At 76.0% G+C, this 11,995-nt stretch carries 8 protein-coding genes; 7 read left to right on the top strand and 1 reads right to left on the bottom strand.

Going from position 1 to position 11,995, the window contains the following annotated elements; translation table 11 throughout:
• Positions 1–598 precede the first annotated feature (598 nt).
• The 6 genes from MHY85_RS17755 to MHY85_RS17730 all read left to right on the top strand — a co-directional run bounded on the left by MHY85_RS17755 (position 599) and on the right by MHY85_RS17730 (position 7,435).
• A complete protein-coding gene (locus MHY85_RS17755) occupies positions 599–2,332 on the top strand; it encodes an ABC transporter ATP-binding protein (RefSeq protein ID WP_239198896.1) in 1,734 nt (577 codons plus the stop codon).
• Positions 2,329–4,338 (top strand): ABC transporter ATP-binding protein, encoded by a 2,010-nt coding sequence (locus MHY85_RS17750; protein ID WP_239198893.1) that lies wholly within the window; start codon positions 2,329–2,331, stop codon positions 4,336–4,338. The genes MHY85_RS17755 and MHY85_RS17750 overlap by 4 nt, the downstream gene beginning before the upstream one ends.
• Positions 4,335–4,715 (top strand): hypothetical protein, encoded by a 381-nt coding sequence (locus MHY85_RS17745; RefSeq protein WP_239198890.1) that lies wholly within the window; start codon positions 4,335–4,337, stop codon positions 4,713–4,715. Before MHY85_RS17750 ends, MHY85_RS17745 begins: the two co-directional genes overlap by 4 nt.
• A gap of 123 nt (positions 4,716–4,838) precedes the next feature.
• On the top strand, positions 4,839–5,384 hold the full coding sequence (locus MHY85_RS17740; RefSeq protein WP_239198887.1) for a hypothetical protein: 546 nt from the start codon (positions 4,839–4,841) through the stop codon (positions 5,382–5,384).
• Between the two features lie 30 nt (positions 5,385–5,414).
• The gene (locus tag MHY85_RS21945) at positions 5,415–6,806 is read left to right on the top strand and encodes a sensor histidine kinase (RefSeq protein ID WP_239198884.1); all 1,392 of its coding nucleotides are present in this window, start codon (positions 5,415–5,417) and stop codon (positions 6,804–6,806) included.
• Positions 6,803–7,435 carry a response regulator transcription factor gene (locus tag MHY85_RS17730; protein WP_239198881.1) on the top strand — a complete coding sequence of 211 codons (633 nt, stop codon included), beginning with the start codon at positions 6,803–6,805 and terminating at the stop codon, positions 7,433–7,435. The genes MHY85_RS21945 and MHY85_RS17730 overlap by 4 nt, the downstream gene beginning before the upstream one ends.
• 133 nt (positions 7,436–7,568) lie before the next feature.
• On the opposite strand, the gene MHY85_RS17725 is transcribed toward MHY85_RS17730, so the two are convergent.
• The gene (locus tag MHY85_RS17725; protein WP_239198878.1) at positions 7,569–8,321 is read right to left on the bottom strand and encodes a VOC family protein; all 753 of its coding nucleotides are present in this window, start codon (positions 8,319–8,321) and stop codon (positions 7,569–7,571) included.
• A gap of 86 nt (positions 8,322–8,407) precedes the next feature.
• Here MHY85_RS17725 and MHY85_RS17720 point away from each other — a divergent pair.
• On the top strand, positions 8,408–11,995 hold a 3,588-nt coding region (locus MHY85_RS17720), incomplete at its 3' end, for an ABC transporter ATP-binding protein (protein ID WP_239198875.1).

Genomic DNA, 11,995 nt, shown 5'->3' with positions numbered 1-11,995 from the left:
GGGGGCGGGGGGGGGGGGGGGGCGGGGGGGGGGCGCGCCCGGGGGCCGGGGGCGCCGCCGGGCGCCGGGGCGCCCGGTCCGGGTGCGGCGGGTGCGCGCGCCGCGAGCGGCGCGGTGGACGCGGTCCAGCCCGGGGCCGGGTGCTGCGGCGCGGTGCGCCCCGGTGCTCGACATCGCTGTCAGTCCTTCGGTCGCGTCCCGCGCGCGGGCCGGCGGCGTCCCGGGCGGCGCCGTCGCCGCTCGCCGTCAGCGGCACGGACGCTGCGCCGGGGACCGTGGGCGGGGTCCGCGGTAAGGACATATCGGACAATTCGGACAAGGGCGACCCTAGGGGGCGGCGCGGCGCGGGACAAGACTCCGTGCCGCGCGGGAGCGGGCGAAAACGCGGCGGCCCCGCGATCGTGGTCGCAGGGGGCGCCCGGCGTCGGTGCCGCCCCGAGATCCGCCGGGCCGGCACCGAGCCGCCCCCCGGGGGTGCCCGAAAAGGACGCGGTGGGTGTCGGTGGGGGTGGCTACCCTGTCGGAGCCGATCGCGGACGGTCCCCCCCGCCGCCCCGTGGTCGCGGACCTCGTCGCCCGCCGACCCCTGGAGACCCACGTGCTCGCCCGCTTGCTCACGCGCTACCTGCGCCCCTACCGCTGGCTGCTCGCCGGCGTGCTGGTCTTCCAGCTCTGCTCGGCCCTGGCCATGCTGTACCTGCCCAGCCTGAACGCCCGCATCATCGACGAGGGGGTGGCCCAGGGGGACACCGGGTTCATCTGGCGCGCCGGCGGGTACATGCTCCTGGTGTCGCTCGGCCAGATCATCGCCTCGATCACCGCCACCTACTTCGCCGCGAGGGCCGCGATGCAGGTCGGCCGGGACCTGCGCGACGACGTGTACGGCCGGGTGAGCGGGTACTCGGAGCGGGAGATCTCCCGGTTCGGCGCCGGGTCGCTCATCACCCGCAACACGAACGACGTCCAGCAGGTCCAGATGCTCGCGATGATGGGCGCGACCATGCTGGTCAGCGCCCCGATGCTCGCGATCGGCGGCATCATCATGGCGCTGCGGCAGGACGTCGGGCTGTCCTGGCTCATCGCGGTCTCCGTGCCGGTGCTGCTGCTGATCGCCGGCCTGATCATCAGCCGGATGGTGCCGCTGTTCCGGTCGTTCCAGTCCAAGCTCGACGCCGTCAACCGGATCATGCGCGAGCAGCTGACCGGCGTGCGCGTCGTGCGCGCGTTCGTGCGGGAGGACATCGAGAGCGAGCGGTTCCGGGGCGCGAACACCGACATCATGGTCGTCGGGCGCAAGATCGGCTCGCTGTTCGTGGTGCTGTTCCCGCTCGCGATGCTCGTGCTGAACGTGACCGTGGTCGGCGTGATCTGGTTCGGCGGCATCGAGGTCGACAACGGGAACGTGCAGGTCGGCACGCTGTTCGCGTTCATGCAGTACATCGGCCAGATCCTCATGGGCGTCCTCATGGCCACCTTCATGACGGTGATGATCCCGCGCGCCGCGGTGTCGGCCGAGCGGATCACCGAGGTGCTGACCAGCGACTCCACCCTCGCCGTGCCCGCCGAGCCGGTCCGCGGCACCCCGCGGCCGGGCGAGGTCCAGCTCGACGACGTGACGTTCGCGTACCCCGAGGCGGAGCACCCGGTGCTGTCCGGGGTGTCCTTCACCGCCCGGCAGGGCCAGACGGTCGCCGTGATCGGCTCGACGGGCGCGGGCAAGACCACGCTCGTCTCCCTGATCCCGCGGTTGTTCGACACGACCGGCGGCACCGTCCGCGTCGGGGGCGTCGACGTCCGGGACCGCGACGTCGAGGAGCTCTGGGCGGGCATCGGCCTGGTCCCGCAGCGGCCGTTCCTGTTCGCCGGGACGGTCGCGTCCAACCTGCGCCTCGGCCAGGAGGACGCCACCGACGCCGACCTGTGGCGCGCGCTCGAGATCGCGCAGGCCAGCGACTTCGTCTCCCAGATGGAGGGCGGGCTCGAGGCGCGGATCGCGCAGGGTGGCACCAACGTGTCCGGCGGCCAGCGGCAGCGGCTCGCGATCGCGCGCGCCCTCGTGCGGCGCCCGGCGGTGCTGCTGTTCGACGACTCGTTCTCCGCGCTCGACCTCGCGACCGACGCCCGGCTGCGGCAGGCGCTCTGGCGCGAGCTGCCGGACGTCACCAAGATCGTCGTCGCCCAGCGGGTGTCGACGGTGACCGGCGCGGACCAGATCCTCGTCCTCGAGGACGGCCGGGTGGCCGGCCTCGGCACGCACGACGAGCTGCTCGAGACCAACCAGACGTACCGCGAGATCGCGGAGTCCCAGCTCGCGGTGGAGGCCGGCGCATGAGCGACCAGAAGACGCGGACGAAGCCGGCCGAGCCGGAGCTGACGGAGGAGGAGAAGCTCGAGATCGAGCTCGGGGAGGCCGCACGCCTCGCGTCGGACTCCTGGGACTCGGTCGCGCCCGGCAAGGCGGACAACTTCGGGCAGTCGTTCGGCCGGATGCTCGGGCTCCTGCGCCCGTACCGGTGGGCCCTGGTGGCCGTCACGATCATGGGTGCCGCCGGCGTCACGCTCACCGTGCTCGCCCCGCGGGTGCTCGGCCGGGCCACCGACGCGGTGTTCACCGGCTTCCTGGGCCGGCAGCTGCCGGCCGGCCTCACCCAGGAGCAGGCGGTCGGGGGCCTGCGCGCCGGCGGCCAGGAGCGGGTCGCGGACATGGTCGCCGCGGCGGAGAACCTGGTGCCCGGCTCGGGCATCGACTTCGACCTGCTCGGCCGGCTGCTGGTCACCGTGCTCGCCCTGTACGTGGCGGGCGCGCTGCTCATGTGGCTGCAGGGCTACATCATCAACGTGATCATGGTCCGGGCCATGTGGCGGCTGCGCGAGCAGGTCGAGACCAAGATCAACCGGCTGCCGCTCGCGTACTTCGACAAGGTCCAGCGCGGCGAGCTGATCTCCCGCGTCACGAACGACATCGACAACATCACCCAGACGATGCAGCAGTCGCTGTCCTCGGCGCTGACCTCGATCCTCACGGTCATCGGCGTGCTGGTGATGATGTTCTCGATCTCGTGGCAGCTCGCCCTGGTGGCGCTGGTGTCCATCCCGCTGATGGGCGTCATCTTCGGGGTCATCGGCCCGAAGTCGCAGAAGGCCTTCGGCACCCAGTGGCGCAAGGTCGGGCGGCTCAACGCGCGCGTCGAGGAGTCGTTCTCCGGGCACGCGCTGGTCAAGGTCTTCGGCCGCCGGCAGGACTTCGCGGACAAGTTCAAGGCGGAGAACGAGGAGCTGTACCAGGCGTCGTTCAAGGCGCAGTTCCTGTCCGGGATCATCTGGCCGGGCATGTCGTTCGTCAGCAACCTGACCTACGTCGGCATCGCGGTGCTCGGCGGGCTCATGGTCGCGAACGGCACGATGCTGCTCGGCAGCGTCCAGGCGTTCATCCAGTACACGCAGATGTTCACCCAGCCGCTGTCCGAGCTCGGCGGCATGGCCGCGGTCGTGCAGTCCGGCACCGCGTCCGCCGAGCGGGTGTTCCAGCTGCTCGACGAGGACGAGCAGAGCGAGGACGACCCGCAGGCGCCGGCGCCGGCCGAGGGCGACGGGACCATCGAGTTCGACCACGTCGCGTTCTCCTACGACCCCGAGCACCCGCTGATCACCGACCTGTCGTTCACCGTCCGCCCCGGGCAGACGGTCGCGATCGTCGGCCCGACCGGCGCCGGCAAGACCACGCTGGTCAACCTGCTCATGCGGTTCTACGAGCTCGACGGCGGCCGGATCCTGGTCAACGGCCAGGACATCGCGACGCTGTCCCGGCACGACGCCCGCGCCCGCACCGGCATGGTGCTCCAGGACCCGTGGCTGTTCGCCGGCACCATCCGGGAGAACATCCGCTACGGGCGGCAGTCCGCCACCGACGAGGAGATCCTCGCCGCGGCGCAGGCCACCTACGTCGACCGGTTCGTGCACTCCCTGCCGCACGGGTACGACACCGTGCTGGAGGAGGACGCCGCCAACCTGTCGGCCGGGGAGAAGCAGCTCATCACGATCGCCCGGGCGTTCGTCGCGCGGCCGTCGGTGCTCATCCTCGACGAGGCCACGTCCTCCGTCGACACCCGCACCGAGAAGCTGCTGCAGCAGGCGATGGCCTCGCTGCGGCAGGGGCGGACCTCGTTCGTCATCGCGCACCGGCTGTCGACCATCCGGGACGCCGACCTCATCCTCGTGATGGAGCACGGCGCCATCGTCGAGAAGGGCACCCACGACGAGCTCATCGCCGCCGGCGGGGCGTACCACCGGCTGTACCAGTCGCAGTTCGCCGGCGCGGTCGTGGGGGAGGACGCGTGACGGGTCCGGTCCCCGGGGCTGCGGGCGGGGTCGGGGCGGCGGCAGCGCCGTCCCGGCCCGCCCGGGCGCGCGGACCGCTCGGCGCGGTGCCGACGGCCGTGCTGGCGGCGGTGACCCTCGTGGCGGCGTTCGCCGTCGCGCAGGGCACCGGCGTCCGGGCGCTCGGCGGGGTCGTGCTGGTGCTGGGCGTGGCCTGGTGCGCCTGGCGGTCCTGGGGAGCCGGGGCCGCGCGGGTGGTGGCGGTGGTGCTGCTCGGGGCGGCGTGCTTCGTCGCGTCGCACGTCCTCGCGGGCGCGACGGGCGCGTGGCCGTCGGTGCTGCTCGCCGCGGCGGTGCTCGGCGCGGGAGCGTGGCTGCTGGTCGACCGCCGGGGCTGACGGCGACCGGACCAGCACCGGGACCTCTGGGGGCGGGTACTAGTACCAAGGTCCGATCGCGCGGCAGACCCGCGGCGCGGGAGAACTGACTCGTCGGATCCACCACCCACCCGAGGAGTCCCCGTGAAGCGCACCCTGGTGTTCACCGCCGCCGCCGCGCTGGCCATCGTGCCGGCCGTCGTCGGCCTCACCGCCAACCCCAGCCTCAGCCGGGAGGTGCCGGTCTCGGTGCCGAGCCAGGCGCCGACCGCCGACGACCGCGGCGGGGCCACCGACCGCGACCTGCGCACCGAGGCCGGCGACGACCGACGGGTGAACGGCACCGGCGCCGCCACGTCGCCGTCGGACGACGCGACGCCGTCCGGCTCCTCCTCGCCGTCGGCCGTGCCGGACGACCACGGCGGCCGCGTCGACCGCGACGACCGCGTCGAGCCCGGCGACGACCGCCGGGTGAACGGGACGGGCACCGTGGCGCCCGTGGCGCCCGCCGCCCCGGCGGCCCCCGCCGTCCCCGCCGCCCCGGCCGACGACTCCGGCCACCACGGAGGGTCGTCCGGCGCCGACGACTCGGGGCACCACGGCTCGTCCGCGGGCTCTGACGACTCCGGCCACCACGGCGACGACGACGGCGGCGGCGGCCGGCACGGCGGCCACGGCAGCGACGACTGAGCCGTGCCCGCAGCACCTAGGGTGGCGGCTGTGCAGACGCCCGCGCCCGCGGCCGAGGACGGCCGAGTCGTCCTCAGCCGCGGCGCGCCGCCCGCGGCCTCCGTCGCCCCGGTCCGCACCTGGCGGGTGTTCCTCCAGGTCGGCGCCGCGGCCGCGGTCGTGCTGGTGCTGGTCGCGGTGCTCGGCCTGAGCGCGAGCCGCCGGATCGCCGAGCAGGAGTCCGTGAACGACGCCGCGCGCAGCACCGACCTGCTGGCCGACGCCGTCGTGCAGCCCGCGCTGACCGACGGGGTCGCCACCGGCGACCCGGAGGCTCTCGCGGCGCTCGACGCGGTCGTCCGTGAGCGGGTGCTCGGTGACGCGGTCGTGCGGGTGAAGCTCTGGGACGCCGAGGGCCGGATCATCTACTCGGACGAGCCCCGGCTGATCGGCGACGCGTTCGGCCTCGGCGACGACGAGCGCGCCGTGCTCGCCGACCCGGCGACGCAGGCCGAGGTGAGCGACCTCGACGAGCCCGAGAACCGGTTCGAGCGCGACCAGGGCCGGCTGCTCGAGGTGTACCGGCCGGTGTGGACGCCGGACGGCACGGTGCTGCTGTTCGAGACCTACAGCCGGTACGACGTCGTCACCGAGCGCGCCGCCGCCGTGTGGCGTGGGTTCGCCGGGATCACGGTGACCAGCCTGCCGCTCCTGCTGGTCCTGCTGCTGCCGGTGCTGTGGACGCTGCTCGACCGGCTGCGCCGCGGGCAGGACCAGCGCGAGCGGCTGCTCCGCAGCGCGGTCGACGCGTCCGACGCCGAGCGCCGCCGGATCGCCGCGACCCTGCACGACGGCGTGGTCCAGGAGCTCGCGGCGTCGTCGTTCGCCCTCGCCGGTGCAGCCGAGCGCGCGGAGCGGGCCGGCGCACCCGACGTCGCTGCCGACGTCCGGGCCGCGAGCAGCACCGTGCGGACGAGCATCCGCGGGCTCCGGTCGCTGCTGGTCGACATCTACCCGCCGAGCCTGCGGACCGCCGGGCTGGGCGCCGCCCTGGCGGACCTGGCCGGCGGACTCGCCTCCCGGGGCGTGCGGGTGCGGGTCGAGGTCCCCGACGACGCCCTGGCCGGGGTCGGCGTGGACGCGCAGCAGCTCGTCTACCGCGTGGCGCAGGAGACGGTGCGGAACGCCGTCGCCCACGCGGGCGCGGACGAGGTGCGGGTGACCCTGGCCCGGTCGGGTGGCCTTCTGGTGCTGGAGGTCGACGACGACGGAGCGGGGTTCGACGCGGCGGCGACGCTGGCCGAACCGCCCGAGGGCCACCTCGGGCTGCGCGTGCTCGGCGACCTGGCGGCTGCGGCCGGGGCGGACCTGACCGTCGCGTCCGCACCCGGCGCGGGCACCCGCTGGCGGCTCGCCGTCGACCCCGACGTGGAGGTGCGATGACCGAGGACATCACCGTGCTGCTCGCCGACGACCACCACCTGGTGCGCTCCGGGCTGGCGGGGCTGGTCGACGCGGCCGACGGCATGCGGGTGGTCGGGCAGGCCGCGGACGGCGCCGAGGCGGTCGCCCTGGCGGCCGAGCTGGACCCGGACGTGATCCTCATGGACCTCTCGATGCCCGGGACCGACGGCGTCGAGGCGACCCGCGAGGTGCTGCGGGCGCGTCCGGCGACGCGTGTCGTCGTGCTGACGTCGTTCTCCGACCACGACCGGGTGTCCGCGGCGGTCGCCGCCGGGGCGGTCGGCTACCTGCTGAAGGACTGCGAGCCGGAGGAGCTGGTCGCGGCCGTGCGGTCGGCAGCCCGGGGCTACTCGCCCCTCGACCCCCGGGTCGCGGGCGCGCTGCTGCCCTCCGCGGCGGCGCCGCGCCCCGCGGACCGGCTGAGCGCCCGGGAGCGGGACGTGCTGCGGCTGCTGGCGCGCGGGCTGGCGAACAAGCAGATCGGGCGCGAGCTCGGGATCGCGGAACGGACCGTGAAGGTGCACGTCGGGCACGTGTTCCGGCTGCTCGGGGTGGCGGACCGGACGAGCGCGGCGCTCTGGGCGCGCGACCACCTGCCGGAGGCGTGAGACCCGGCTCACGGGCGGGGCACAGGCCCGGTCCGGGCCGGGTGCCCGCCGGATCGTCGGGAGCCCACCCGATCGATCAGCCGGCAGCGCGACGATCCGGCGGGGACCGGCTCGCGCGGCCGACGGACCGGGGTCAGGCGAGCGCGCCGGTGGCCGGGTCGCGGTCGGTCAGGCAGTACCGCCGGCCCGCGGGATCCCGCAGGACGGTCCAGTGCTCGCGGACCGCCTCGACGGTCGCGCCCAGCGCCTCGTGCCGGTCGGTCTCGGCGCCGCGGTCCGAGCAGGCCAGGTCGAGGTGGGCGCGGACCGGGCCGGCCGGCTCGTCGAGGCGCTGGAGGAGCAGGCGCAGCGGCAGGCCGTCGGGCCGGTGGAGGGGGATCAGGGAGGCGCCGGGCGCGGTCGTCCGCTCGGGCCAGCCGGTGAGCTGCGACCAGAACCGCCGTTCGGTCTCCCAGCCGGCGGCGGGCACGTCCACCGCGAGCTGGTCGAGCAGGCTCGCGTGGGTCCCGCCCGCCGCCCGCGGCCACGTCGCCGGGGCCGGCCGGCGCGCCGGGTACGCGTCGACGAAGCAGAACGCGAACCCACCCGGCGAGGTCAGCACGACGTGGTCCGAGGCGGCGACCTCGACGGCGCCCAGCCCGACGGCCGCGTCCGCGGCGGCGCGGATGTCCGCCACGTGCAGGTCCAGGTGGACGCCGCCGGGCCCGGACCGGACGCGCTGCGCCCGCAGGAAGGCGTCGCCGTCGGACGGGACGAGCGTGACGAACTCCGCGTCGGGGCCGCGGAACGCGGACAGCGTGGTCGCGGTGGCACCCTGCCAGAACGCGAGCGTGCGCTCCCAGTCGCCCGCGGTGGAGTCCAGGAAGCCGGTGGCCCACGTGATCATGGGCCGACCGTAGCGGCCGCGGCGCGCGGCCCGGGAGCGAAATGTGCTTCGGGCGTGTGGGTGGCTCGCCCTAGGGTCGACGCACGATGCTCGGAACCACCACCACCGCCCCGCTCCCGGTCGACGCCGCCGCCGGCCGGGTCCGCCGTGCGCCCGCCGACCCCGCCCGCCGCCTCGACTGGCGCCGGCTGCGCGGGCCCGTCGCCGGGCTCGCGCTCGTCGCGCTGACCATCGCCTCGGTCGGCGCCGCGTTCGGCACGGTCGTCGCCGGCGACCTCGCCGAGGACCCGACGGCCGCCGGGCTGTGGCTGCTGGCCGCGTGCCTCGTCGGCGCCGCGCTCGTGGACACCGTCGGCCAGGTCGCGTGGGCCGGCGTCGTCGACCGCGCCGAGGGCCGGCTGCGGGGCGACCTGCTCAGCGCGGCGCTGCACCAGCCGCTCGGCACGCTCTCGGAGCAGGCCGTCGGCGAGGTGCTGGACCGCGTGGACGACGACACGCACGCGGTCGGCACGCTCGTCCGCCGGCAGGTGTGGGGCCTCGGGCGCACCGTGGTCGGCTGCGTGCCGCTGTGGATCGTCGGCGGCCTGACCTGGTGGCCGGCCTGGGTGCTGTTCCCGCTGCTCGGCGGGGCCACCGTGCTGGTCGTGCGGCCGTCGCTGGGCGAGATCGCGCGCCGCAAGGTGGTCGAGGAGCGCGCGTGGACCGACAACGCCGCCGCCTTCGAGGAGGCGGTCGCCGCCCGCGACGACCTGCGCACCAGCCGCGGGCAGGCGTTCGCCGTCCGGCGCCTGGCCGAGGCGTCCGCGGTCGTGCACCGGATGCTCGACCGCGTCCTGGCGGTCGAGACCCGGATGACCGCCAAGGCCGGGACGCTGCTGCACGCCCTGCTCGCCGGCGTCGTCGTGGCGGGCGTGGTGCTCGCGGGCGCAGGCGACCTCTCCGTGGCGCAGCTCGTGACGCTGTTCCTGGTCACCGCGTCGTTCGTGGGCCAGTTCGACCAGCTCGCGCGGCACCTGCCCGACGTGCAGGAGGGCATCGGCGCGATCGTCCGCATCCGCGAGCTGCTCGACACCGAGCCCGAGCCGGCCGGCGGGCGCGCCGTGCCCGGGGGGCCGCTCGACCTGGAGCTGCGCGACCTGCACTTCTCGTACGCGGAGGGCACGTTCGCCCTGCGCGGCGTCGACCTGCGGGTGCCCGCGGGGCAGACGGTCGCGCTCGTCGGCCGCACCGGCTCGGGCAAGTCGACCCTCGCGTCCCTGCTGTCCCGGGCGGTCGAGCCCGAGCCCGGCTCGGTGCTGCTCGGCGGCGTCGACGTGCGGGAGCTCGACCTGCAGGCGTTGCGCGGCGCCGTCGGCGTGGTCACCCAGCGCACGGAGATCCTCGCCGGGACGCTCGCGGAGAACATCGCGCTGTTCGCCGACGTGCCGCGCGCCGACGTCGAGGGCGCCGTGCACGAGCTCCGGCTCACCGACTGGGTCGCGGGCCTGCCCGGCGGGCTCGACACGCTGCTGGGCCCCGGCGGGACCTCGCTGTCCGCGGGGGAGGAGCAGCTGGTCGCGTTCGCCCGGCTGCTGGTGCGGGACGTCCAGGTGGTGGTGCTGGACGAGGCGACCGCCCGGATGGACCCGCTCACCGAGGCGCGCGTCGTCGCGGCGTCGGAGCGGCTGCTCGGCGGGCGGACCGGCGTGCTCGTGGCGCACCGGCTCGGCACGGTCGAGCGCGCGGACCAGGTGGTCGTGCTCGACCACGGACGGGTCGTGCAGCAGGGTGACCGGGCGGCGCTGGCGCGCGTCGACGGTCCGTTCCGGTCGCTGATCGAGGCGAGCCGGGCCGAGGGGCACGCGGGCGCGCTCGACGTCGCGGGGACCGACGCGGGGTCCGGCGCGGCGGCCGACCGGCCGGGCGAGCCGGGCGCGCGTGCCGCCGACCCGGCGGCGGACACCGCCGAGCGCGCGGCCGAGGTCGGCGCCCGCCGCCGCACCGGCCCGCCGCCCGCGCTGCGCGACCCCGGGACCGGGCCCAGCCTGGCCCGGGGGATCGCGCACGCCCTCGTCGTCAAGCCCCGGTGGGGCCTGTTCGGCGGGCTGCTGTTCCTGCTGTCGAGCCTGTTCGCCGCCCAGGGCGCGGTGACCGGCTACCTGTGGGGCCACACCGTCGAGGGCCTGCGCGCGGGGGAGCCGACCACGGGCCTCGTCGTGGCGCTGGCCGTCACCCTGCTGCTCGTCGCCCCGTGCAGCTCGCTCGCGTTCCGGCTGTACCCGAAGTGGTGGATCGAGCTGCTGCTCCGGGTGCGGATGTCGGTGCTCGTCGGGCAGACCCGGCAGCACCGGCTGCGCCGCACACCGCCGGGCGAGGTCGTGGCGCGCGCGCTCGACGCCGACCGGTTCGTCCAGTACGCCGACCGCTGGGTCGACCTGGCCAACGGCCTCGTGCTGGTGGCGGTCACGGCGGTGCTGAGCTGGTCGCTGCTCGCGGGCGCGGTGCTGCTCGCGGTCCTCGTGGTGAGCGCGGCGTGCGCGCTCGCCGGCCGCGGCGTCGCCGGGCGCTCGGCCACCCGGTCGGCCGCGGCGCGCGCCGGCTTCGGGCGGTCGCTGGTCTCGGCGCTGGACGCCGCCCGGACGGTCAAGCTGGCCGCCCGCACCCCCGAGGTGCACGCGCACCTGCGCCGGGTCGACGACGGCCGGGTCGAGGCCGCCGTGTTCGAGCACCGGGTGCAGGCCGTCCTCGACGGCGTGCCGATCATCATGGTGCAGGTCGGCGCGGTCGTGGCGTGGGGCGCCCTGCTCGCGGGGGTCTGGGACCTGGCGAGCACGCTGCTGGTCGCGGGCGCCGTCGCCGGGTTCAACTGGTTCGGCGTCGTCGCGGGCGCGGTGGTGACCGAGGCGCCCGGCACCCGGGCCTGGCAGCAGGCCACGGCATCGTTCGCAGGTGGCGCCGACCTCGTGGCCGAGGCACCGGGAGTCGACCTCTCGACCGGCGCGGCGGCGCGTCCCGGTCCGGACGCGCGGGACCGGCTCGACACCCTGGAGCTGCGCGGGGTCGGCGCGGTGCACGACGACGGCACGATCGGCGTCGCCGACGTGGACCTCACGGTCGCGCGCGGCGAGCTCGTGCTCCTGCTCGGGCGCGTCGGCGCGGGCAAGTCCAGCCTGCTGTCGGCGCTCGCCGGGCTGATGGCGCACACCGGGCGGATCCGGTGGAACGGCACCGCCGTCGAGGACGCCGAGGCCTTCCTGCGACCCGGCCGCGTCGCGCACGTCGCCCAGGTGCCGCGCGTGCTGTCCGGGACGTTCGCCGACAACGTGCGGCTCGACCACGACCGCGCCGTCGACGGACCGCTGGCCGCGGCCCGGATGACGACCGACGTGGCCGAGGCGGGCGGCCCGGACGCGCTCGTGGGCCACCGTGGCGTGCGCCTGTCCGGCGGTCAGGTGCAGCGGCTCGCGCTCGCGCGGGCGCTGGCCACCGAGGCCGAGCTGCTGCTCGCCGACGACGTGTCCAGCGCGCTCGACGCGACCACCGAGATCGAGCTGTGGTCCGCCCTGCGGGAGCGCGGGACGACCGTGGTCGGGGCGACGTCGAAGCGGGCCGCGCTGGCGCGGGCGGACCGGGTGGTGGTGCTCGAGGAGGGCGCCGTGGTGGCGGTGGGGCCGTGGCGCGAGCTCGCGGGGCGG

Origin of the sequence: Cellulomonas sp. ACRRI (assembly GCF_022346185.1) — a bacterium.
Lineage (GTDB): Bacteria > Actinomycetota > Actinomycetes > Actinomycetales > Cellulomonadaceae > Cellulomonas.
Note: the sequence above shows the minus strand (reverse complement) of the source record. Positions and strands in the feature narration are given on the sequence as shown.

What these genes read in the sequence shown, in the direction of transcription:
- MHY85_RS17725 (WP_239198878.1), bottom strand. Translation starts at nt 8,321, where the DNA reads ATGATCACGTGGGCCACCGGCTTCCTGGACTCCACCGCGGGCGACTGG.
- MHY85_RS17730 (WP_239198881.1), top strand. Translation starts at nt 6,803, where the DNA reads ATGACCGAGGACATCACCGTGCTGCTCGCCGACGACCACCACCTGGTG.
- MHY85_RS17750 (WP_239198893.1), top strand. Translation starts at nt 2,329, where the DNA reads ATGAGCGACCAGAAGACGCGGACGAAGCCGGCCGAGCCGGAGCTGACG.